The sequence below is a fragment of the Methanoculleus sp. UBA291 genome (genome assembly GCF_002499755.1).
In the GTDB taxonomy this organism is placed as follows: Archaea; Halobacteriota; Methanomicrobia; order Methanomicrobiales; family Methanoculleaceae; genus Methanoculleus; species Methanoculleus palmolei.
In genome coordinates, this window is record NZ_DANC01000054.1 from 12,535 (window position 1) to 34,592 (window position 22,058).

Genomic DNA, 22,058 nt, shown 5'->3' on the forward strand with positions numbered 1-22,058 from the left:
CTGAGGTGTTTCGGGATCATCTCTATAGTTGACTGAAATTAGAATACTAATCTCTTGAAGGGACATATCAGAAGAGCGCTTCCTTCAAAATCATGTTGTAATCTCTCTAAAAACCTTCTTATCATAATGTTCCAGAGGAGTGTATACCGTTGCAAGTGCATGTATGCTCCGAATGAACGGAACAGAGATGAAAACATGGCGAAAAGACTCCGAAACAACTATCCAGGAAGACGTGCTCCACATCACCATCGCTCTGGAAGTCCATGATTACCTAAAAAACCGCGTCGGAAACATCAGCTGATTCATCGATACGGTCATTATTGATGTTATTCTAGCAATTAAACCGTCGATAACAGTTCTTTCGCAAAACAGTATGGACCGAGCGGGAATTGAACCCGCGGCCTCTACCATGCCAAGGTAGCGATCTACCCCTGATCTATCGGCCCCTATTACCCTACAATGTTGATCGCGATCACATAATAAGGATTGGGGCATACCGCCCCCTATCCTTCCGCCGCAAGGCCGGAAAGCCGGGAGAGCACCCGTTCCCGCGCATCCTCCATCTCTGAGCGCGCAAGAACGGCGCCGTCCCTGATGCAGGGGACGAGGAGCGGGACCCCGTCCTCCGGCGCCGGAGCGGCGAGGGGGAGCGTGACGCGCCGGCCGTCGGGAGTCTCGTAGACCTGTTTTGCGCCGCTCCGCTTCCCCCGCTTCGCGTACGGCCGCCCCTCGACCTCGACGATGTCCATCGCGAAATCGATCACCGGGGCGTTCGCGATCGCCCCGCCGACCCCGAAGGCGTCGGCGACGTCGCGGTAGGCGGCGACGTCCGCACGCGAGAGGCCGCCCGAGAGGAAGATCTTCACGTCCGGGTAGCCGTGGACGTCCAGTTCCCAGCGCACCTCCTCGACAATCGCCCGCATATTCCCCCGCCGCGACCGCGGCGTGTCAAGCCGGACGGCCGTCGCCCCGCACTCCGCCGCCCTGACCGCCTCGACCTTCTCGTCGCACAGGGTGTCGGTGAGCATGATCCGCGGCACCTCCGGAGCCGCTCCCCGCGCAAACGCCCGCCAGGCCTCTTCCTCGCTCGGATAGCACATCACGAACGCATGCGGCATCGTCCCTGCGAGCGGAATCCCCGCCGGCGCACAGGTGTTGCTCGCCCCGTCCACCCCGCCGATCCAGGCCGCCCGCTCGATCATCTCCGCAATAGCCGGGTGCTGGCGGCGCGAGCCGAAAGCGTAAACCGGACGGTCCCGCGCGGCGAGTTTCACGTGGGCCGCAGAGGACGCCACTCCCGATGCATGGCAGAGGAACCCGAGGATAGCGGTCTCGTAGATCCCGAAGTCGCGGTAGCGCCCCGATATTCTGAGCACCGGCTCGGTCGGGGAGAAGATCGACCCCTCCGGCATCGCGTCAACGTCCACCGGGACGCCCTCCAGCAGTTCGACGACGTCGGCAAGACCGCAGAAGACCCCCCAGGGATCGGGGAGCGCCGCGGCCGTCACCTCCATCGTAACGTGCGGGTTGACGCCGTCCTTCTCCATGATCTCAGAAACCCGCTGGAAATAAACATCCGTGCACTTCCCGTCGCGAATGGTCTTCTCGTCGACGACCAGAAATCTGCCCATGACCATTCCGGTTGTCGCTGGAGACGTAAATCTTTGTTGAACCGCACCTCAAGCATCATATAGATGAGGTTTTCCGCTAAGACGTTGACCCGATAAACGGAATGTCATACAGACGAGCGCATACTGCTATATCGGCCAGAAGAGCACGCCTGGAGAGGTGGGTCTAGTGCTCGGGATCATCGGGGGCACGAGTCTTCTCTTCGCCGACCTCCCCCCGCTCGAGAAAACGACCGTCTCCACGCCCTACGGGAAGGCGGAGGTGCACACCGGGGCCTTCGCGCTCCTCCTGCGCCACCAGCACAACCTCCCCCCGCACCGCATCAACTACCGGGCGTGTCTCGCCGCGCTCGCCGTCCTCGGGGTGGATAAGATCATCGCCTTCGGTTCCTCCGGCTCCCTGCAGCCGGAGATCCCGCCGGGCTCGATCGTCATCCCCACCGACTACGTCAGCCTCACCGACATCCCGTCCATCCACGAGTGCACCATCAACCACGTCCGCCCCGAACTCGACGCGGACCTCATCCGCACCCTCGGCGAACTCGTGCCGGAGGCCCGGACGGGCGGCGTCTACGCCCAGACCCCGGGACCGCGGATCGAGACCGTCGCCGAGGTCCGGGCGCTCTCCCGCGTAGCGGATATCGTCGGGATGACGGTCGCAAGCGAGGCGACGCTCGCCCTGGAACTCGGGATGCGGTTTGCCGCCGTCTGCACCGTAGACAACTATGCAAACGGCCTCGGGGAAGAGGTCCTGACCTACGAACACATCCTTGCAACCTCCCGGGCGAACTGCCGGAGGACCGAGAAGATACTTGAAAATATCGTGGAGCAATTTGCATGACTGAGTCAGACGATATCTTTACCGCCCGGGGATCGGTGTTGATCACCGGCGCCGCCATCAACGGATCGACAGTTGACATCGCAATCGACGAGACCGGCACGATTACGGGGCTTGGAAAGGACGCCCGGGGAGCGGTCGACGCCGATATCGTCATCGACGGTTCCGACCGGATCGCCGTCCCGGGCCTCGTAAATACCCACACCCACGCCGCGATGACCCTGCTACGCGGGTATGCCGACGACATGCTGCTGCAGGACTGGCTCGCGCAGAAGATCTGGCCGCTCGAAGCCCACCTCACCGGCGACGACGTTTACCGGGGGACGAAACTCGCGTGCCTTGAGATGATCAAAAGCGGCACCGTCGCGTTCAACGACATGTACTTTTTCATGGACAGGACGGCGGAGGCGGCCGCCGAGATGGGTATGCGGGCGACGCTCGCCTACGGGTTCATCGACCTCGGGAACGAAGAGAAACGGGAGGCCGAGATAAGAGCGACAAAAACCCTCGTCGCCTACACAAAATCGCTCGCAAACCCGCGCATCCGGGCGGCCGTCGGCCCCCACTCCGTCTACACCGTCTCGCCCGAGGGCCTCTCCTGGTGCGCCGGGTTTGCAAAAGAGCAGGGGATCGGCATCCACGTCCACCTCTCCGAGACCGAGAAGGAGGTCGTCGACTGTGTCGCGCAGTTCGGCAAACGCCCGGCGTTCCTCCTCGATGAGTGCGGCTGTCTCACCCCCCGGACCGTCGTCGCGCACTGCTGCTGGCTCGACGAGGCCGAGTGCCGGCTCCTCGGGGAACGGGGCGTCCACGCCTCCCACAACCCCATAAGCAACATGAAGCTCGCCGTCAACCGGGCCATGCCCTACCACTGGCTGAAGCGGTACGGGGCGAACGTCTGCCTCGGAACCGACGGCTGCTCCTCGAACAACAACCTCGACCTCATTGAGGAGATGAAGGTTGCCGCCCTCCTCCAGAAGTTCGCCTGGAACTCGCCGACGCTCCTTCCCGCCGGCGAGGCAATCGCGATGGCGACCGCGGCGGGCGCCCGGGCGCTCGGAACCGGCCCCGGAACCCTGACCGTGGGCGCTCCGGCCGATATCGTCCTCCTCGACGCCCGTGCGGTCTGCAACACCCCGCTCTTCAACCCTGAATCGAACCTCGTCTACGCCTGCAACGGCGGCGCGGTCAGGACCGTCCTCTGCCAGGGACGGGTCCTGATGCACGAGCGGACGGTGCCGGGAGAGGAGAAGATCGTCCGGGAAGCCGCCGCCGCGGCCCGGGCGCTTGTGGGGCGGGCGAAAGAGGCCTCCTGAAGCACTCCCTTTTTAAAAAAAGATTACGCAGTCTCTATCGTCGACTCGCTCTCAAGGCCGAGCTCCTTGATTGCCGCCTCGCGCATCTTGAACTTCATGATCTTGCCCGCAACCGTCATCGGGAAGTCGTCGACGAACTTGATGTAGCGCGGGATCTTGAAATGCGCGATCCGGCCGCGGCAGTACTCCTTTACCTCCTCCTCGGTGAGGGTCGAACCGTTCTCCGTCTTGATCCAGGCCATCAGTTCCTCGCCGTACTTCCTGTCCGGGATGCCGATCACGTAGGCGTCGGCGATCTTCGGGTGCGTGTGGAGGAACTCCTCGATCTCGCGCGGGTAGATGTTCTCCCCGCCGCGGATCACCATGTCCTTCAGGCGCCCGACGATCTTGACGTAGTCCTCCTCGTCCATCACTCCGAGGTCGCCGGTATGGTTCCAGTGACTCGCGTCGATCGTTGCATGGGTGGCGTTCGGGTTGTTGTAGTAACACCGCATCACGCAGTAGCCCCGGGCGCAGATCTCGCCGGTCTCCCCCCGGGGGACGATCTTCTTCGTGTGCGGGTCGAGGATCTTGATCTCGGTGTGGGGGAAGGGCCTCCCCACCGTCGAGACACGCCGTTCCAGGGGGTCCACGGTCGTGGTCATCGTGACGCCGGGGGAGGTCTCCGTCTGCCCGTAGACGATCACAATATCGGACATGTGCATCTTCTGGTTGACCTCCCGCATCACCTCGATCGGGCAGGGCGACCCGGCCATGATCCCAGTGCGGAGTGTATCGAGCCGGTACTTCGCGAAGTCCGGATGGGAGAGTTCGGCGATGAACATCGTCGGCACGCCGTGGAGCGCCGTGCACCGCTCGTCCTGTACAGCACGAAGGACTGCCTCGGCGTTGAAGGCCGGCGACGGCAGGATCATCGCGGTGCCGTGCGTGACGGAGGCCATGTTCGAGAGGACCATGCCGAAACAGTGGTAGAACGGCACCGGGATGCAGAGCCGGTCCTCATGGGTGAACTTCATCCCCTCGCCAATAATGTAGCCGTTGTTCAGGACGCTATGGTGGGTCAGGACAACCCCTTTCGGAAACCCGGTTGTCCCGCTGGTGTACTGGATATTGACCGCATCGTCGAAGTCGAGCGACGCCTCGCGTTCCCGGAGTTCGTCGGGGCTGATGAGGTCGGCTTTCGCGAGAAGTTCATCCCAGGTGTACATGCCGTTGTAGGGGATCTCACCGAGGAAGACGACGTTCTTCAAGAACGGGAACCTGTCGCTCTGTATTCGGCCCGGCTTCGCCTCGAACGCCTCGGGACAGGACTCGTAGAACATGCCGACGTAGTCGGAGGTCTTGAACCGCCCCTGGATGATGAGCGTCTGGACTTCGGACTGCTTCATGGCGTACTCGAACTCGTAGGTCCGGTAGGCCGGGTTGATGTTCACCATGACGGCGCCGATCTTTGCGGTGGCAAACTGGACAAGCACCCACTCCGCGTAGTTCATCGCCCATATGGCGACCCGGTCGCCCCGCTCGACGTCGAGCGCCATGAGGGCGCGCGCCAGGGTGTCGACGTGCTCAAGAAACTCCGCATACGTCCACCGGATGTTCTGGTGGACGGAGATGAGCGCGTCGCTGTCCGGGTGCGCCGCGGCGATTCGGTTCAGCATTTCACCAATGGTGATGCCGAGCAGAGGTTTTTGCGAGTTCCCACACGCGTAACTGCCCTCAGCCATTCTATTTGAATAGGTAAGCAGGAGCAATTATGATTTCGGGTTCTTTGAACACAACACTTATAGCAGACGGCATCAAAAGTATAGAGGATAAGGGGTCGTGGCCTAGTCCGGAATGGCGACGGGCTCCAGCGGTCTTTGCACGTGATGAACAATGGGTCTCCTGACAGAGGGATGATGACCCGTTGGAGCACTGATGCATGTCGGAGAGACCCGTCGATCGTGAGTTCAAATCTCACCGACCCCACGTTCTTATGATTTTTTTGCCGGATACCCCCGGGTATCTTTGGTTGTTTCCGTCCCGGTCGCAACCGCACGCGGCTCGACGCGTGAGGGATGCATCCCGGATACGGTCTTGCCCGACCGCCTCAATTTTCTCTCCGCACAGAGATACCCGCAAGGTCTTTAATACCTGTCCCGCCAATATTTCTGCACTATCTGAGGGCATGCACATGTATCTCATCGGTGAAGCATTGGTTGGAGACGGCGCGGAACTTGCGCACATAGATCTAATGATGGGGAACAAAGAGGGAGCGGTAGGCCAGGCATTTGCAAACGCTCTCTCGCAACTCTCGAAGGGGCACACGCCGCTCCTCGCGGTCATCAGGCCGAACCTGCCGACGAAGCCCTCGACGCTCGTCATCCCTAAGGTTACCCTAAAGAAGGAATACCAGGTGAACCAGATATTCGGGCCCGTCCAGGCAGCGGTAGCGAAGGCCGTCGCCGACTCGGTCGAAGAAGGCGTCTTTGAAGGGGTCGACATTGAAGACACCGTCATCATGGCAAGCGTCTTCCTCGATCCCTCTGCAGAGGACGCCAACAAGATCTACCGGTTCAATTACGGTGCGATGAAACTCGCGCTCCGCCGGGCTCTCGACCGGTTCCCCGACATCGATACGCTCCTGCACGAGAAGGACCGGGCGGCCCATGCGGTCATGGGATTCAAGGTGCAGCGCCTCTGGGACCCGCCGTACCTGCAGGTCGCGATGGACCTTGTGGACAAGAACCACATGACGAAGGTTCTTGAAGAGCTGCCCCAGAACGATCACCTGATCATCGAGGCCGGAACACCCCTGATCAAGAAGTTCGGCCTCTCGATCATCTCCGAGATCCGCGAGGTCCGCCCGAGCGCGTTCATCGTCGCCGACTTAAAAACCCTCGATACCGGGAACCTCGAGGCCCGGATGGCCGCCGACGCCGGTGCCGATGCCGTCGTGATATCCGGTCTTGCGCCTCTCTCCACGATCGAGAAGGCAATCGAGGACACGCGGAAGACCGGCATCTACACGGTGGTCGATATGCTCAACGTCGAAGACCCCCGTGCCGTTGTCGAGCACCTCAAGGTGAAACCGGACGTTGTGGAGCTTCACCGCGGTATCGATATCGAGAACACGGAGTACGCCTGGGGAGACATCCCGGCGATCAAGAAGGCGGGCGGAAAAAGGCTGCTGGTCGCGACGGCAGGCGGCATCCGGCAGGGTGTCGTGAAGGACGCACTCAAGGCGGGCGCCGACATCCTGGTCGTAGGCCGGGCCATTACCGGGAGCAAGAACATCCAGCACGCGGCGGAGGAGTTCCTGAACGAACTCAACACCGAAGAGATCGACCAGTTCCGCATCATGACTGACTTTTAATCGGTCAGCACCTTTTTTTCTCCCCCTGCAACCGCAAAAGATCATGAGCGGAGATCGCAGGCAGTCTCTGGAAATAACTTGATATGAGCGCAGCATAAACCATTAACCATGAGTTTGAGCCCGCCGGATGGGCAGGTTGATGGGGGGGATGGAGGAGGAGACGGCTACAGGCGGCTGAACCGGAAGTGCATGCTCTCGATGTACATCGATCATGCCATATCCTACGCGATATATCTGGCGGTTTATCTCCTTGCGAGGACCTACGCCCAGGGGTTCCTCGGTCAGTACTACGATCTCGTTCTGCACGCCTTTGCGGCGGTTCTTGTGGTTGTCCTGGTCTACATGGCGGCGGTTCCGCCGGTTTACTACGCCCGATACCGATACCGGATCACCAGAGATCGGGTGGATGTGCGGTATGGCGTCATCGTGATCCGCCACATACTGGTGCCGATCGAGAGGGTGCACCAGGTGGAAGTCTCCAGGGGGCCGATCAACAGCATGCTCGGCCTCGCGGACGTCACCGTAACCACTGCAGGGGGAGAGGCGACCATCAACTACCTGGAGATTGACGAGGCGGAGAAGGTAGCCGAACTGCTGAACGGCCTGATCGGGAGAATGCTCCTTGAGAGGAGGAAAACGGCCCCGGCCGCCCCACCGGGGCTTGCAAACGATTGAAATGAGCATGTCCGGCGAAAAGATCCGATACCACCAAAGCGTCATCGTGGAGAAGTCGCTCTCGTCGCTCTCCGCGATGGTGCTTCTGGCGCTGGTCCTCGCTACGCAGCTCGACAGGACCGCGGTCGCGGCCATACTTGTAGCCGCTCTCGCCGCGCTGTTGCTATTCAACTACCGGCAATGGAGACTGACGACCGTTCAGTTTAACGAAACGGACGTCGTGGTGGAGCGGGACACCCTCTTTAAGATGAAAAAGACTCTCCCTTACTCGAAGATTGCATCGGTCAACGTGAACCGGGGCATCCTGAACAGGCTCTTCGGGACCTCGAAACTGCAGATCAACATCAACTCGGGGAGCAGCGCCACGGTCCCGGAGGCGGTCCTGACGTTTCGGCAGGATACGGCGGAGAGGATACGCTCCGTGGTGTCGCAACGCATCTACGACCGCGAGGCCTCCCCGGGCGAGGATGAGATCGCCGGTTCCCTCGTCTCGTTCTCTCCGGCGGACGTGATCATCCACGGTCTCTTCAGCGTTCCAACCCACCAGACCGTCGTTGCTTCTGTATTCCTGGCCTACTCCCTGTTTGAACAGTATCTCTCCGTCGGGCCCGGACTCGGGACGGACGGCAAAGCGCTTGTCTCTCTGATGATGTTCGTTCTGATCCAGATAGGGCCGTCGGTATCGCTGATCTTCCATTACTACAACTACAGGATCTACCGCAGAGGCGATACGGTATACCTGCAGCACGGCCTGGTCAGGACCTACCGGACATCCTTCAATGTATCGAGGATCAACGCCGTCCGCATCAAAAGCACTTTCGCGGCAAGGCTCATGCACAGGTCGTGCATTGAGGCGGAAGTCGTTGGGCTGGCGTCCGGGAGCGGAGAGAACCTTCGTCCCGTTCTCTGTCTCCTGAAAGACGACGCAACGGTCCAAAAACTTCTCCGGGAGGTGGTGCCGGAGTTCGTCTACGAGCGCAGTCCGGAGAAGCAGCCCGAAAGCGCAAAGAGCGTGCTCCTGATCCGGGCCGCGACGGCGTCTCTCGCGCTCGCCGTGGCGATGACCTACCCGTCGCTCTACGTTTACCGCGGGGCTGCAGCCCTCCCGGGGGCCGCTGGCGCGGTCCTGCCGTACGTGCTGCCCCTGGTTACGGCCCTCGCGGTCTTCGCGATATTCTATGCCGCGCATGTCTCCTACCGGATCACGGAGTTTGACGCCGGGAAGGACCTTTTCACGTTCGTGAACGGCGCAGTCGACCGCGAGACCGTCGTGATGAACTACGACAAGGTGCAGATGGTCAGGATCACGCAGGGGCCGGTCGCCAGGATCTTCGGCGTCTCGCAGGGGAGGGTGTACCTGCTCTCTTCGACCGGGGGCACGAGCGTCTCGTCGGGGTATTTTTCCGGGAGCCTTCTTGGCGCCGTAGGCGAGACCGTTATGGAGCGGATCGCGAGCGGAGAGTACGATTACCGGAAGAACTGTGTCTGATCGGGATTGAACCGGTTGCTTAAAAAAGGCGGCGCGATCGGACAGAAGCCTCTCCCGGTGTTAGACCAGTGGGGAATGTCGGGCCTTCTCTTCCACCCGGATCTTCAGCCCCTCGTTGTCGACCGTCGTCGCGATCTCGACCCGGAGCCCCGCCGATGCGAGGATCGCCGCCACCTCCCCCTCCGGCCGGTCGGTGATGACCGCGATGGAGGGGCCGACCGAACTCATGCCGACGAACTCGAGGCCGGCGTCCCGGAGCGCCGCCATATAACGGTAGATCTCAAACCCGTGGTGCTCCACCTCGGCGCGCTTTGAGCCCCGGAACTCGATCTCCCAGATCACGTCGCCGATCTTTGCAAGGTCGTCCTGCTCCAGCGCAGGGATGAGGTCCATCAGGATGAGGTAGGACTTCAGCGTGCGGTCGCGGTAGTCAAGGGTCCGGGCCTTGTTCATCAGGAGACCAAACTCCTTTTCGCCCGCCGACGAGACATCGGAGGGCGGGATGACGATGTAGACCCGTCTCCCTGCCGCGAAGGCGTGCCGGTAGACGAGCGTCAGGTCGTCCCCCATCACCGCCATCCCGCCGTAGGTGCTGGCGGCAGCGCCGACGCCGGTCTCGAACCCGAACGCAACGTTCCCGGCCGCGGTCTCCTCGACGTAGTTGTTGCCGAGGAGCAGGCGGAGCTGGTCGCGGGTCAGGGGCGATCCCACGGCGGTGTTGAGAGCGTTTGCAACTGCGGTCAGGATCGTGCTCGTGGACCCGAGCCCCACGTGCTCATAGTGGTGGTCGCGGGCACGGACCCGGAATCCTCCCGTGTAGCCGACGACCTGCCGGAAGGCCTCGACGAAGTGCCGGAGAAGCGGTTCGCGGGAGTAGTCGATCTCAAGCCCCGACTCCGTGCACTCGACCTCGGCGGTGCAGTAGACCCCGATGGCAAACCCGATGCCGCCGCCCCCGGGGTGGTCCGGGGAGAACCGGTTCATGTCGAGCACGGTGAGATGAATCCGTGCGGGCGCGCGGGCGACGACGGTGCCGGCAACCGGCGCGAGCGGATAGTCCCGCCGGAGGCCGCACATCCGGATGTGTTCGCCCGGGGAGAAGGAGGTGAACTCGTACTCGACGAGGTCCAGATCCCCTCCGCGGATCTTCATGATGGGCATGATAATACCCGGTTAGCGGGGCCGGTCAAAGAAGATATCCTTACCAGATGCCCGGAGCGGGATGCCGTAGGCGACGCCGCACCCCTCCAGCCACCCGAGCGCGAGCGCGCCGACACCGACCGAGTACATGACCCGGTTGTCGACGTTGTGGATGCTTGCGGTCTTCGCCGCGGAACCGACCGCGATCCCGAGATCCGTCATCCTGACGGCGCAGTTCGGCCCCATAAACGGGGTGACCGTCGACTGCCGTTGTGCATCGAGCATCTCCGCACAGGTCGAGTAGCCGCACGCGCCGCAGTCGAGGCCCGTGGCGTCGGCGAACAACGAACCGACGAGAAGGCATGCGTCGCTTGCGGCGACGTTCGCGGCATCCCTGATGAAGAACGCAACGTTGTGCCGCTCCCCGAACTCCCGCATCGCTCCCGCGAGCACGTTCCGCTCCTCTCCGGCAACGATCTGCGTCTTGATGACGTCGACGCCACGGGCCTTCGGAGCGGTGCGTGCAGAGAGCGCCATTAGCCTGGCGACCATCTCTACGGCATCTGATTCAGAGAACATGTGCATACATGGTGCCGACCGGAGATAAGGGTATGCCCGGATCGAGGACACCGATACGTTTTTCCCAGAACCCGCCTAACCGGGCCCTGATTGCCATGTCAACGGAGAAGGCTACGTTCGGCGCAGGGTGTTTCTGGGGCGTCGAGGAGACGTTCCGGCACGTCCCCGGCGTCGTGGATACGGCGGTGGGGTTCATGGGGGGCACCACCGAGGACCCGACCTACTCCGAGGTCTGCACCGGGCGGACCGGACATGCGGAGGTCGTACAGGTGACCTACGACCCCGAAAAGGTCTCGTACCGCGATCTCCTCGACGTCTTCTGGAACGCTCACGACCCGACCACGCCGAACCGGCAGGGGCCCGACATCGGGATGCAGTACCGGTCGGTGATCTTCTACCACACCCCGGAGCAGGAGAAAGAGGCGCGGACATCGAAGGAGGAGATGGACCGTTCGGGCAGGTTCGGGCGCCCCATCGTCACCGCGATCGAGCCCGCGGGGACGTTCTGGCGGGCAGAGGAGTACCACCAGCAGTACTTCGCGAAGCACGGCGGCGGGCACTGCAGGACGGTGTGGTAGAGGGACGGAAGGGGGTTTATTCGGGGAAAGGCATTTGTCTGGCTGCGGCTAGAGGGAGCGAGATTTCCTAACCTCTGCTCCTATGGGACATGGCACTCCACAAACCCCGTACACGGCTTTCCAGTGGCTATCGCCATTGGGGGTGAGGCCGACGGGGAGGGGGGAGACTCCCTCCCCTGTCTCTACCCCGTAGGGCTAACATGCAACCCCCACCCCGCCCGTGCTTCGCGCTCCTCCCCCGCCCCTCGGGGCGGGGGCAGTGCGTGGCGATATCCCCACAAAATCCGTGGTTCGTTACGCGACTGGCCAGAAGGCAGGGGCACCAGAGGTGCGAGCGGAGCGAGCTTGAGCACCGAGGTGCGCAGTTCCCACGGTCTACTGCATCGGGCTTGCTCTCATACCTACTATTTAGAGAAATACGCTAATGATTGGTGATGCAGGGCAGGCGCCTCTAAATCAGCACCAAACCCCCCTTCACTCCCCCCTCGCCGGAACCCCGGTCTTGAACCCGACCCCTTCGAGCGAGGCGACCAGCCGCCCGCCCGAGTAGACGTCGACGGTGTAGACGGACGTCCTCTCCGTCTCCGAGACCCTGCGGGCGACCGCCTCCAGGGTCTCTCCCGCAGGCGGAGAAAAATAGCGGATATGGGCGGAGATCCCCGTCTGGTCCACCCCGTCAAGGTTTCCGGCGATGCCGAAAGCGTGGTCCGCAAGGGCAAAGATTGCGCCGCCGTGAGTCATACCATGGCCGTTCTCCCTTCCTGCGGTCGGCATGGCCACCCTGACGCAGCCCCCGGCGATCTCCGTGACCTCCATGCCGAGCAGGCGCGCAAACCCGCAGGTGTCGGACCGGTGCACTGCTTCGGCGTAGGCTTCCGGGACGGATGCGGTCTTCTTCATGAGGCTATTTGTACTCCCGCTTCGAGTAGGTGACGCCGCCGGCATTGCCGCCGCGAAGAACGATATACAGCCACTCCCCAATCGATTTGAGCGTTCCGAACTGCTGGTAGCGCCGCATCGAGAACCCGACCTTCAGGCGGGGATCGAGATGGACCCTGCCGATCTTTCGCATCCGTTGCGCTATCTCCAGGTCGTCCCCGGCATCGATGCAGCGATACATCCCCGCCCGGATGAACGTCTCGCGGTCGAAAGCCGTGTTGCACCCGAGCGTGAAGTAGATCGTCCGGGTGTAGTAGCCGATGCGCGAGAAGATGTTTGCACCGGCAAGCGAGAGCCGGTTCCGGAAACCGTCCTCGATCGGGTAGACCGTACCGTAGAGTTGCACGATCTCCCGTTCCGCAAAGTTTCTCTCGATCCGCTCCACCCAGTCCCGGGGGAGGATGCAGTCGGCGTCGGTCGTCGCGACGATATCGCCGGTGGCCGCCATCGCCCCGTCGTTCCGCGCCCCGCCGACCCTCCTGCTCGTCTGGACAAAGACCCTGTCCGCAAGAGGTTCCGCCAGTTCCCGGGTCCGGTCCTTTGAGTTCCCGTCGACGACGATGACCTCGTAAGTCTCCCTCGGCACCGTCTGGTCGGCGAGAGACTCAAGACAGCGCTCGATGTTCTGCTCTTCGTTGTAGGTCGGAACGACGACGGAGATCATCCCTCGATCAACTCCCGATACAGTTGTTGATGCCGTTTTGCTATAAGCGTGATGTCGTACTTCTCCGTCGAGGCGCGGGCCCGTGCGGCGCAGCGCCGCAGGGCTGCATCGTCGTTCACGAGGTCACGCGCCTCGTCGATGTCACAAAAGAAGAGGACCGAATCCCCGAAGATTTCCCGGAATTCGAAGATATCCCGTGCGATAACCGGGAGACCCGCCGAAAGAGCCTCGACGATCACGAGGCCGAAGGTCTCCGCGTGCGAAGGCATGAAGAAGACGTCCGCCCCGCTGTATGCCCGGGAGATGTCGTCGATGACCCCGGTGAAGATGACGTTCTCGTGGGAATGGGACTTGAGCATCTGGATCTTCGCATAGTCCTTCGAGAACGTCCCGTACGGGAACCCCCCCACCCAGACCCAGGTCATCTCGGGATGCCGGCTGGCCAGGTCCAGGAAGTCGTAGATGCCTTTCCGGGGAGTCTGCTGGCCGACGGAGAGGACCACTTTCTGATCGTGGTCGATTCCGTACTCGTTGCGGAATGATTTGCGCTTCTTCTTATCCCGCTTGAAGTATGCCCGGTCGATACCGTTCGGGATGAGGGTTTTCGGGACGTCGGGAACGAGCTGCTCGATCTCCCGGTGGCAGGGTTCCGAGATCGTGATGATGTGGTCGAATTGCCGGTAAATTTTGGGGTATACGGTGTTTATCCGCTTCGAAAAGGCGACATTCCCCTCGTTTATCCGGGGGGTCGAGTGGGCGGTCAGGACCTTCACGCCGTCGGTGAACTTCAGGTGATACAGCGCCCAGGGCCCGAAGGTGTGGTAATGCGTCAGGTCGAAGTCGCCGTGATACAGGTTGCGGGAGACCTCCATGCCGGGGAGCCGGGCGAGGTGGTTATACAACGTCCGTGCCGCTGTTGCGCACCCGATATACCGAAGAAAACGAAAATCCTCGACGAATATATTGACCTTCATCCGTTCGCCCTCACGAAGTCAAGCGCGCTCCGGATGCAGCCGTCCATGTTGAGGTACTCAAACTGTGAGAACCGGCCGACGAGGTCGATGCCCCGCTCCCTGCAGAACTCCCGGATGATCTTGATGTTCTCCAGATAATCGGTATCGTAGACGACGTAGGCAAACTTCTGCCGTGAGACGCCGGTGTAGACGATCCGCTCCCGGGAGAGGAGGAGCCCGGCGGCGACGAGCGATGCGACGGTATGCTCGATCACGTCGGCGTCCGACATCCGGGAGACCGCGTCCCCGTCGTTATAGGTGATCTCGGCAAGGATCGAGGAATGACCCGGCGGGGCGACCGTTGTGCTGTAGTTTGAGGGGAACGATACCCGGTTGAAGAGGCCCGTCGCCGGGTCGGGGACGTAGAGCCACGAGATATCGGGGACCTCCCCCGCGAGCCCGATGAAGACCGAACAGAGCGAGTTGTACCGGAGGGCGTCGCACGCCGTCTGCACCCCGGCCGGGACGTCCGAAAGACAGGGGAGCAGGTTCTGGAGCGGGATGGTCGATATCAGGCGGTCGGCACGGACGGTCTCCTTCCCGTCGCCGACAATGAACTCGCCGTTCTCCTCGCGGACGGAAGCGACGGAAAACCCGGTCCGGACGGCAGGGAGGACCGGCTCCGCAATCGCCCGGACCAGCGCCTCGATCCCGCCCTCCACCGGGTAGGAGAAGACCGCCTGGTGAGTATAGCCCTCGGTCTCGATCCCGATGGCCGACCGGATGATGTCCTCGACCGGCGGGCGGGGGATGCGCCCCTCCACCCAGTGGTGCGACATCCGGTCGGCCGGGAAGTTCCAGATCTTCTCGTTGTAGGGGATCATGTAGCATTCGGCGATGCCCCGGCCGAAAGTGTAGGTGATCCACTCGGCAAAGTTCGTCGGCGGCGCAACCTCGCCCTTCTCGACGGCGATGAGGTTTTTCACGAACTCGTCGATGCAGAAAAAGCGGTCTTCGTCGGGCAACTGGTAAAGACCGTTCTCGAAGGGGTATTTGACGTAACGCCCCTTATAGAAAATTTTCGTATTCCGTTTTCGTCGGTCGGCGTTCTCACCGAGGACCGAGAGCATGAAGGAGAGGACTTCGGTATCGCGGGAGAAGATGATGTGCGAGCCCCCGACATCGAACGTGAACCCCGCCTCCGTCCTTGAGCGGCAGAGCCCCCCGATCCTCTCACGCTCTTCAAAAACGGTCACGTCGTCGCCCTGTTCGCGGAGCAGGCGGGCCAGCGTAATCCCGGTGAGACCGCCACCCAGTACCGCCGATTTCACGTTCTTACTGTTTAATGTCAAAGCCATATATGGTTGACCATCCGTTCCCCACGGTTGCCGCGTATCGAGGGGAAATCAGGAGAAACCAGGCCGGAAACGGTGGGTGCGCCTGTTCTCCCGCAACGGATCCACGGGGGCGTCGGTCTCGACCGGCACATAAGACGCTTAAAAATTGTTAAATTCTCTTATAAACACCTGTAAATCTTTTGCATAGAGCTCGGGCTCCTCCCAGGCTGCGAAGTGCCCGCCGCGGGGGAGTTCGGTGAAGTGCTGGAGGTTCATCCTGCGTTCGGCCCATTCGCGGGGCAGCGGGGCGTCCAGGGGGCAGTGAGCGACGGCTGCCGGAACCGGTGTGCGCCGCCAGGGAGTGGAAGCGGCGTGCGCGTCAAGATAGTACCTGCGGACGGACGAGCCGATCGTCTGCGTAACCCAGTATATCATGATATTTGTGAGCAACTCGTCGCGGCTGAAGCGTCTCTCGATCTCCTCACCGGTCGTGCCCGTGGTGATAAAACTCATGATCCAGGCTGCGAGGCCCGCAGGCGAATCGGCCAGTCCGTAGGCGAGGCTCTGCGGTTTTGTCGACTGGACGATGTTAAAGGCGCCTTCGTTCATCCACCACTGCTGGATGTAGGCTGCAAACGCAATCTCGGGCTCCGTGAGGGTCGATGTGTCCGTCGTCTGGTCCGGGTAGCCGACGTCGGTCAGGTGGACGCCAATCAGGGCGTCTGCGCGGCGCTCTGCCAGGGACTGGGCGATCAGGGTTCCGGCATCGCCGCCGGCCGCGATAAATTTCCGGTACCCGAGCCCTTCCGTCATCAGCCGGGCGAAGAGATCGGCGGTATCGCCGGTGGTCATGGCCTTCCTGTCCGAGAACCCCTGCCCCGGGATGGACGGGACGATCACGTCGCACGATGTGCCGGGGTCGCCTCCGAACCGGGCCGGATCGGTCAGCATCGGAACGACCCTGTGGTAGCGGTAGAAGGAGTCGGGCCAGCCGTGGAGCAGGAGGACCGGCGTCGGGTCCGGGCCTCTGCCGCGCTCGTGGATGAAGTGAACACCTATCCCGTCGATCTCCGCCCTGAACTGGGCGAATCTGTTCAGGTACGCCTCAGGTCTGCGCCAATTGTAGGAGTGCTCCCAGTAGTCGACCAGATCTTTCATGTACCCAAGGTTGGTGCCGTATGCCCAGCCGGCGCCGTCGTCGGGCCAACGGGTCCGGGCGAGCCGCCGGGCGAGGTCGTCGAGGACGGCCTGCAGCACGGCGATGGTAAAGGGTTCAATCTTCATGCGGCAGTCCTCCTCTCCTGTTCGTGTATCCTCCGACGATACGCGTGCCGGGAGGGGCATCGCTCGTATATAAAACATTCCTCCAGGAACTTATGAGCAGGAAGCGTGGAGTTGGGTTCGCTCCGGAACGGTTTTGCGGCTCCCGGTACACTACCGTTTTGCTCTTCTCTTTGCGAGGACCGGACTCTTTTCTATTGACTTCTGCAGGGGTTCGATCATGTAGGCGGGCATGTTCTTCACCACCTCCCGCCTGACGGAGGGGATGCTCATCGCAAGAGCGGTCACCCGGGTGCCGATCCTCTGCAGGTAATCCCGGGTGGGGAAGTCGTAGAGCCCATGCTGCCGGTAATACCGGTCGTCCGCCTTGAAGATCGCCCGCATTCCCCCCCAGATTTCATCCCGGAAGATCTTATGGCCGGCGACGGCCAGAAAGGTGACCGGCGCGATATATCCCCGGTCCGAGAGCCTCACGGAGCGTTCGGCCAGGGCGTGCAGGGCAGCATCGATCTCGCCCGGGTCCGGCTCGTTGGTCACAATCCCTGCAAGGTTGGCTTTTTCCGTCATCACCAGGCTCGTGAGGACCTCACGGAGGGTCGCGAGATGGCCGAGCGGGCCTTCCACCAGGTATGCGACCTGTTTTCCTGCAAATGCCGGTACATGGCCGCTGAAGAAACTTCGATCGATGAACTGCTTCCAGGCAGCCGAGAAGAAACGGTCCCGAACGGTCCCGGCCAGGACCAGAATATCCGCGGCAATGACGTACTTCTCCCAGAATGCCAGAAATCCGTCGTCGTAGATACAGGTGTTCTCGAAGGCACACCGGCAGCACCCCTGGCAGGCACCCTTCATCATGGCGTCCCGGATGTGGGCGACCCGGGCCGAACCCCCATAACACGCCGCGAGCTCGCCAACCATCGCTTCCAGGTCGGAACCGGGTTCTGCGTCGTGCAGGATGACCACCCGTCTGCCGTGCGTATCCACCGTGATCGGCGGGGCCTTTGGGGTGTAGGAGGAAGTGATCGCGGGCAGCGGCGGAAACTCCCTCTGGATCGGCCGCCGCTCTTCGATCGCCTCCAGGAAATCGGAGAAGAAGAGGATGAGCTGCTCCTGGAACGCCTCCTTCTCGAGATCCTGCATGTGGGCCGAACAGAAACCGACATAACGCATGCCGAGGTCGTCGCAGACCCCGTGCAGGTAGGCATGGGCGGTGTGATCGAAGAAGCGGATGGAGGTGGTGAGGCTGGCGGTATACTTCCCGGAGAACACCTCCGTCGCGTTCCGCTCGTCGATCAGTTCGACGAATCGCTTCAACTGGGCCGGGACCAGCATGACGTAGACCGGAGTTGCCCAGAGCACGCCGTCGGACTCCGTTACCGTGGCGAGCAGCCCGTCCCACACCTCTTCCTGCCGCTCAATCGTCCGGATCTCCTTTCCTGCATGCACGACGGTGAAGGTATAATCTGGAAATGCCTGCTCGAGAAACTGGACGTACTGGAGGGTGACGCTCTGCTCTCCCTTGGGACTCCCGGAAATGACAGCGATCTGCATGGTTTTACCTGCTCGTGTATTATATACGGATCTGAAGCGGACGGGCGGATATACCTTGTGGGAAGAGGGGGTTACGCGGCGACCGCCGTCTCATGCGGTCCGGGTGATGCAGGAAAGTGAGATGCGGCATTCGTAACCAGACGCCTGTTTTTGATTTGGCTCTGGATCTAAAAACGATCGATGGCTCTTACAGATCCGGGGTTCAAGGGGGTGCAAGAAAGCCCCCGGCTTGAGCCGTGGGGATGAATTGAACCCCTTTGTCAACATGTCGAATAGGGAAAGGGTGTCGCCACCTTTTTCCCCTTCCAAGAACCTTGGATTCCCGGAATACATAACGAGTTAAATAATTCGCTGCATTGCTATCACTCTAAATTAGGATCATTCTTCAAAATCAAGGCGATAGATTTATTCATCGTTATGCGTTACACATAACGAGCATGATTGTATCCGCCAACGAAATTCATTCTGTTGTGGATTTTGACTGAAGTGCAGCCTGTTTGAATGTGACTCGTTATGAGTCGGCGGGAATGCAGGAGGAACCGTACGTGCGCCTTTCAGCGCATACGGCTCGCGCATTCCGCTATCCTGTTTGGGGCGGCAACGTAACAAAGGTTACTCTGGTCTCGTCTCTGGGTGTTGGTTGTTTTATGCGTTCCGTCCTTTCCAAGAAATATTCCCTGTCAAGATATGGGTTCGCATTGAGGGTGATTCGAGAAGGCCTTTGACCAATAACCGCTCTGAAGAGGTTGATATCGGTCCCTAGGATTAGGTAAGAGCCTCCTGGCCTGGAGGCGGGGAGGCATCCCCAGGAATCCTCTCCAGAGTAGGGGTCCGAGGGCCCCTGGAGAACTCTGATATGCCCATCATCTCAGGGCGTGGAGCCGCTCCCATCCGCCTCAACAGGGAATCAATGCTACCCGGAATATGTTTTCTAAGATAGCATACAGTAAGGTGCGTGCTGAATGGGTTAGCCGATTGTTTGCTGGACAACTATTCCAAGGAGGTCAGTAAGTTCATTCTCAAATTTTCTTGTACAATCGGTCGCCCCGCTTCTTGCGTGAGCAACCTCGTGAAGTAAAATCCCGGCATAACTTCCGAGATCTTTCAGGTTATCATATCTTATTACAATCCTTCCTTCTTGGGGCTCCCACAATCCACCAACCTCATAGTAGGTCTCTTTATCGAGGCGCATAGTCTTAGATATCAATATATCTTTTACATCTCCCGGTTTCCCTCCGATAAGAGACAGGATTTTATCTGTTTGTTTATAAACCCGCAACTCACCGGGCTTTAACTGGTCTTCGGTTACAAAAGAAAATTTAAAACTTTCATTCCAGTCTCTGGTGAATTGTTCAATATCCCTGATCGGGTTGCCAGAAAGATCTGTATTACCACTGATCTTCTTTTTGATGTTTTGAGGAAGTACAACTACCTCATACTGGTCTCGTTGAACTCGATCTACCAGATTTGGTGAAGAAATCACCTCTTCAGACGTGAAGAAGACGACTCTAGAACGTTCGTTGCAGAGCTTGCATGCATGAACAGCTATATCAGTCCAGGTTAGTTCGTCATGCTGCCCTCCGGTATCATATCTACTCAGATCATCTACCAGTTTACGTGCAACCGTTTCACTCTGACACTTTTTAAGGATGCTTTTAACCCGATCCGTGTATGCTGTTCGTCCTACGTTTGTTCGCTCTCTATTTAGCGCCTTTTTAATGGTTTGATTTAACTCAGTAATGTTGTAGGAGAAGAGGAAATTATCTTCCTGCGCAACCTGTACCCCGTTGATATATATCCATGCAGTCTCAGACTCCTTTTCGAGAACCTGTCCAATTGGTGTTTCCTCTAATATTTTCTCACCAGAGAAGCGTAAAAACAGATTTTTTGCTTTTTCAATCTCTATATCCGGACAATTTTTTAATATAAACTCTGTTCCTTTGAAGCCCTTATCTGACGAAGGAGTTATATTCGCATGCAAAGTGACAATATCAGCGAAACCATGTTTATTGGTTCTCTCTAATGTCATGTTGATGTGACGCGATTTTATTGAGACCTTTACACCTTTTCTATCAAAGGTTGCAAGAGCATCCTTCAAGCCGATGCCAAATTTTCCAATGGTGTGAGCGCTTTTAATTTTTTCGTCATTTTCTTTTTGAGTTAGATGCTCAGAGTTAATCCCTCTTCCATAATCTCGAATATGCCATGAGTTCCCATCATCTTTAAAGATCTCAATCTCTTCAGATTTTGTCAGTAACTCCTCATCGATAGCATTGGCAATTATTTCTCTTAAGGCATGATAAATCTCCCAATCTTCCAGTATTTTTTCTATATTGAGGTCAAACTTTTTAATCATGCTATCGAACTCCGCTGGGCAACGTTTCATATTTTCTGTAATTTGTCTGAGCCCTGTCTCCTTGTCTGATCATTCCCTCTCCACGGTCAAATACCTTCTGCCGGTGACCCACTCCTCGTTTACATCCATCAGAATGGATCCGACCAATCTGAGTAGTGCCTCTTCATTTGGGAACACCCCAACTATCTTGGTTCTCCGTTTCAACTCCTTATTGCCCCGGCCGAATAGGGAGAGGGTGTTGCCATCCTCACCCCTTCCAAGAAATACTCCCTGTCAAGAAATGGGTTCGCATCAAGTTTGAGGTGTGAATGTCTTTGGATTTTGGTATCCGAGAACTTCCGGAGTTTTTTTCTCCGTTGGCTGGAACACCCATTTCCTGTTTCCCTCTGGTTGCGAGGTCATCCCATGACCCTCCAGATCATGCTGGCACATGCCCGGTGGATCAACCCGAGGAATGAGTGCTCATACCGCTCGTAACGTGGAACAATCTTCTTGAACGCCTCAATCCAGCTGTAGAACCGTTCAATAGCCCATCTTTCTTTATACAGTATCGGATCGAACCGGCGTGGCCTTCCCCGCTTCGAGTGTGCCCGGGATCTCGGGTTGGTCGGGATATTCCTCCTGATCCTTCGTCTCTGGTTGTATTGACGGATCTTCTGGGCATCGTAGGCTGCATCTGCGGAGATGATCGTGGGATGCACCTGCATCTCCAGAATCGTAAACGCTTCAACAGTTGGTTCATAGAGTTGGGAATCATGGATATTTGCCGGGAAGACGGTGCAGGCAAGAGGAAGACCGTTCCGATCGACCAGAGCACTTAGCTTGTTCCCTTTTACTTTCTTATAGCCATCATAACCGATCGATCCCCTTTTTTGGCCGGGATATCCTTGGTATCGGTGGAACAGTGGGTGAGATCGACACGGAAACTGCTCTGCAGTTTCCTGTCAGGAAAATCTCTGATTTTCCGTGTCTTTCGGATCTCATAGCCCGATCGGAGAAGGTCGAGGAACATGTCCTGATAAATGCTTTGTTCGGCAAGATAGAGGTGAAACCGATGTACCGTCGATTTCGTGCCGTATTGTCGAGGGACGTCACTCCAGGTATAACCGATAGTCAGGACATCGAGAATCCCGTTGAACATCGCCCGATGGTCGGTTCGGGGTCGCCCGACATGAGGTTTCTGAGGAGGGAGATGCGGCTCAATGATTGCCCAGAATTCGTCATCGATTTCCCGGAATGCCATGCTCTCCGGGTTTTATTCAAGGCCCAATATAATTGTGGGGTGACCTCGTGCTAACACATAACGATGAATAGATCTATCACCTTGATTTGAAGGGCGATTAGGATTTAAAGGATGGTAATACGGCAGGTTATTTAAC

Annotated in this window: 19 protein-coding genes, 2 tRNA genes and 1 pseudogene; 7 read left to right on the forward strand and 15 right to left on the reverse strand. The window is 59.2% G+C overall.

Translation table 11 applies throughout. The features are described 5' to 3' along the window. Window positions 1–374 precede the first annotated feature (374 nt). A tRNA-Ala gene (locus BP737_RS12865) sits at window positions 375–446 on the reverse strand. Window positions 447–503: 57 nt separating this feature from the next. Further along, entirely contained in the window at window positions 504–1,631 is a 1,128-nt protein-coding gene (locus BP737_RS12870; protein WP_292406846.1) for a nicotinate phosphoribosyltransferase, read from the reverse strand. 166 nt (window positions 1,632–1,797) lie between these two features. Here BP737_RS12870 and BP737_RS12875 point away from each other — a divergent pair, with 166 nt between their 5' ends. Together BP737_RS12875 and BP737_RS12880 are read left to right on the forward strand one after the other, a co-directional pair. Next, on the forward strand, window positions 1,798–2,469 hold the full coding sequence (locus BP737_RS12875; RefSeq protein WP_292407005.1) for an MTAP family purine nucleoside phosphorylase: 672 nt from the start codon (window positions 1,798–1,800) through the stop codon (window positions 2,467–2,469). After that, complete coding sequence (locus BP737_RS12880) at window positions 2,466–3,782, forward strand: amidohydrolase family protein (RefSeq protein ID WP_292406849.1); 1,317 nt, start codon at window positions 2,466–2,468, stop codon at window positions 3,780–3,782. The genes BP737_RS12875 and BP737_RS12880 overlap by 4 nt, the downstream gene beginning before the upstream one ends. Window positions 3,783–3,805: 23 nt before the next feature. On the opposite strand, the gene BP737_RS12885 is transcribed toward BP737_RS12880, so the two are convergent. Continuing rightward, window positions 3,806–5,506, reverse strand: a complete 1,701-nt coding sequence (locus tag BP737_RS12885) for an AMP-binding protein (RefSeq protein ID WP_292406852.1) — start codon at window positions 5,504–5,506, stop codon at window positions 3,806–3,808. A 91-nt stretch (window positions 5,507–5,597) separates the two neighbouring features. On the opposite strand from BP737_RS12885, the gene BP737_RS12890 reads away from it, so the two are divergent. The 4 genes from BP737_RS12890 to BP737_RS12905 all read left to right on the forward strand — a co-directional run bounded on the left by BP737_RS12890 (window position 5,598) and on the right by BP737_RS12905 (window position 9,301). Continuing rightward, a tRNA-Trp gene (locus BP737_RS12890) sits at window positions 5,598–5,750 on the forward strand. Between the two features lie 205 nt (window positions 5,751–5,955). Then, window positions 5,956–7,137, forward strand: a complete 1,182-nt coding sequence (locus tag BP737_RS12895; RefSeq protein WP_292406855.1) for a bifunctional 5,6,7,8-tetrahydromethanopterin hydro-lyase/3-hexulose-6-phosphate synthase — start codon at window positions 5,956–5,958, stop codon at window positions 7,135–7,137. A 108-nt stretch (window positions 7,138–7,245) separates the two neighbouring features. Next, a complete protein-coding gene (locus tag BP737_RS12900; RefSeq protein ID WP_292406859.1) occupies window positions 7,246–7,812 on the forward strand; it encodes a PH domain-containing protein in 567 nt (188 codons plus the stop codon). 7 nt (window positions 7,813–7,819) lie between these two features. Next, a complete protein-coding gene (locus tag BP737_RS12905) occupies window positions 7,820–9,301 on the forward strand; it encodes a PH domain-containing protein (RefSeq protein ID WP_292406862.1) in 1,482 nt (493 codons plus the stop codon). Between the two features lie 60 nt (window positions 9,302–9,361). Here the strand turns inward: BP737_RS12905 and BP737_RS12910 are convergent, their stop codons facing one another. Both BP737_RS12910 and BP737_RS12915 read right to left on the reverse strand, forming a co-directional pair. After that, window positions 9,362–10,462 carry a GHMP kinase gene (locus BP737_RS12910; RefSeq protein ID WP_292406864.1) on the reverse strand — a complete coding sequence of 367 codons (1,101 nt, stop codon included), beginning with the start codon at window positions 10,460–10,462 and terminating at the stop codon, window positions 9,362–9,364. A 12-nt stretch (window positions 10,463–10,474) separates the two neighbouring features. Next, a complete protein-coding gene (locus tag BP737_RS12915; RefSeq protein ID WP_292406867.1) occupies window positions 10,475–11,020 on the reverse strand; it encodes a ferredoxin domain-containing protein in 546 nt (181 codons plus the stop codon). 95 nt (window positions 11,021–11,115) lie between these two features. On the opposite strand from BP737_RS12915, the gene msrA reads away from it, so the two are divergent. Next, complete coding sequence (msrA, locus tag BP737_RS12920; protein WP_292406871.1) at window positions 11,116–11,598, forward strand: peptide-methionine (S)-S-oxide reductase MsrA; 483 nt, start codon at window positions 11,116–11,118, stop codon at window positions 11,596–11,598. Between the two features lie 474 nt (window positions 11,599–12,072). Here the strand turns inward: msrA and BP737_RS12925 are convergent, their stop codons facing one another. The 10 genes and pseudogenes from BP737_RS12925 to BP737_RS14825 all read right to left on the reverse strand — a co-directional run bounded on the left by BP737_RS12925 (window position 12,073) and on the right by BP737_RS14825 (window position 21,922). Continuing rightward, window positions 12,073–12,498: a PaaI family thioesterase gene (locus BP737_RS12925; RefSeq protein ID WP_292406874.1), complete on the reverse strand. Its 426-nt coding sequence runs from the start codon at window positions 12,496–12,498 to the stop codon at window positions 12,073–12,075. Between the two features lie 4 nt (window positions 12,499–12,502). Next, complete coding sequence (locus tag BP737_RS12930; RefSeq protein WP_292406876.1) at window positions 12,503–13,201, reverse strand: glycosyltransferase; 699 nt, start codon at window positions 13,199–13,201, stop codon at window positions 12,503–12,505. Beyond that, window positions 13,198–14,175 carry a glycosyltransferase family 4 protein gene (locus BP737_RS12935; RefSeq protein WP_292406878.1) on the reverse strand — a complete coding sequence of 326 codons (978 nt, stop codon included), beginning with the start codon at window positions 14,173–14,175 and terminating at the stop codon, window positions 13,198–13,200. The genes BP737_RS12930 and BP737_RS12935 overlap by 4 nt, the downstream gene beginning before the upstream one ends. Then, window positions 14,172–15,485 carry a protoporphyrinogen/coproporphyrinogen oxidase gene (locus BP737_RS12940; RefSeq protein ID WP_292406881.1) on the reverse strand — a complete coding sequence of 438 codons (1,314 nt, stop codon included), beginning with the start codon at window positions 15,483–15,485 and terminating at the stop codon, window positions 14,172–14,174. Before BP737_RS12940 ends, BP737_RS12935 begins: the two co-directional genes overlap by 4 nt. A gap of 165 nt (window positions 15,486–15,650) precedes the next feature. Next, complete coding sequence (locus BP737_RS12945) at window positions 15,651–16,775, reverse strand: epoxide hydrolase family protein (protein ID WP_292406884.1); 1,125 nt, start codon at window positions 16,773–16,775, stop codon at window positions 15,651–15,653. Between the two features lie 150 nt (window positions 16,776–16,925). Next, on the reverse strand, window positions 16,926–18,323 hold the full coding sequence (locus BP737_RS12950) for an NAD(P)H-dependent oxidoreductase (protein ID WP_292406887.1): 1,398 nt from the start codon (window positions 18,321–18,323) through the stop codon (window positions 16,926–16,928). 967 nt (window positions 18,324–19,290) lie between these two features. After that, window positions 19,291–20,679, reverse strand: a complete 1,389-nt coding sequence (locus BP737_RS12955; RefSeq protein ID WP_292406890.1) for an ATP-binding protein — start codon at window positions 20,677–20,679, stop codon at window positions 19,291–19,293. A gap of 69 nt (window positions 20,680–20,748) precedes the next feature. After that, window positions 20,749–20,898 (reverse strand): annotated as a pseudogene (locus BP737_RS12960) (transposase); the annotation flags it as partial. Window positions 20,899–21,077: 179 nt separating this feature from the next. Beyond that, on the reverse strand, window positions 21,078–21,584 hold the full coding sequence (locus BP737_RS12965) for an IS5 family transposase (RefSeq protein WP_292407007.1): 507 nt from the start codon (window positions 21,582–21,584) through the stop codon (window positions 21,078–21,080). Beyond that, window positions 21,512–21,922, reverse strand: a complete 411-nt coding sequence (locus tag BP737_RS14825; RefSeq protein ID WP_342770378.1) for a transposase — start codon at window positions 21,920–21,922, stop codon at window positions 21,512–21,514. The genes BP737_RS12965 and BP737_RS14825 overlap by 73 nt, the downstream gene beginning before the upstream one ends. Between the last annotated feature and the right edge of the window lie 136 nt (window positions 21,923–22,058).

Coding starts and splice junctions, on each gene's coding strand:
- BP737_RS12870 (WP_292406846.1), bottom strand. CDS start 1,631: ATGGGCAGATTTCTGGTCGTCGACGAGAAGACCATTCGCGACGGGAAG.
- BP737_RS12880 (WP_292406849.1), top strand. CDS start 2,466: ATGACTGAGTCAGACGATATCTTTACCGCCCGGGGATCGGTGTTGATC.
- BP737_RS12885 (WP_292406852.1), bottom strand. CDS start 5,506: ATGGCTGAGGGCAGTTACGCGTGTGGGAACTCGCAAAAACCTCTGCTC.
- BP737_RS12895 (WP_292406855.1), top strand. CDS start 5,956: ATGTATCTCATCGGTGAAGCATTGGTTGGAGACGGCGCGGAACTTGCG.
- BP737_RS12900 (WP_292406859.1), top strand. CDS start 7,246: ATGAGTTTGAGCCCGCCGGATGGGCAGGTTGATGGGGGGGATGGAGGA.
- BP737_RS12905 (WP_292406862.1), top strand. CDS start 7,820: ATGTCCGGCGAAAAGATCCGATACCACCAAAGCGTCATCGTGGAGAAG.
- BP737_RS12910 (WP_292406864.1), bottom strand. CDS start 10,462: ATGCCCATCATGAAGATCCGCGGAGGGGATCTGGACCTCGTCGAGTAC.
- BP737_RS12915 (WP_292406867.1), bottom strand. CDS start 11,020: ATGTTCTCTGAATCAGATGCCGTAGAGATGGTCGCCAGGCTAATGGCG.
- msrA (WP_292406871.1), top strand. CDS start 11,116: ATGTCAACGGAGAAGGCTACGTTCGGCGCAGGGTGTTTCTGGGGCGTC.
- BP737_RS12925 (WP_292406874.1), bottom strand. CDS start 12,498: ATGAAGAAGACCGCATCCGTCCCGGAAGCCTACGCCGAAGCAGTGCAC.
- BP737_RS12930 (WP_292406876.1), bottom strand. CDS start 13,201: ATGATCTCCGTCGTCGTTCCGACCTACAACGAAGAGCAGAACATCGAG.
- BP737_RS12935 (WP_292406878.1), bottom strand. CDS start 14,175: ATGAAGGTCAATATATTCGTCGAGGATTTTCGTTTTCTTCGGTATATC.
- BP737_RS12945 (WP_292406884.1), bottom strand. CDS start 16,775: ATGAAGATTGAACCCTTTACCATCGCCGTGCTGCAGGCCGTCCTCGAC.
- BP737_RS12950 (WP_292406887.1), bottom strand. CDS start 18,323: ATGCAGATCGCTGTCATTTCCGGGAGTCCCAAGGGAGAGCAGAGCGTC.
- BP737_RS12955 (WP_292406890.1), bottom strand. CDS start 20,679: ATGATTAAAAAGTTTGACCTCAATATAGAAAAAATACTGGAAGATTGG.
- BP737_RS14825 (WP_342770378.1), bottom strand. CDS start 21,922: ATGGCATTCCGGGAAATCGATGACGAATTCTGGGCAATCATTGAGCCG.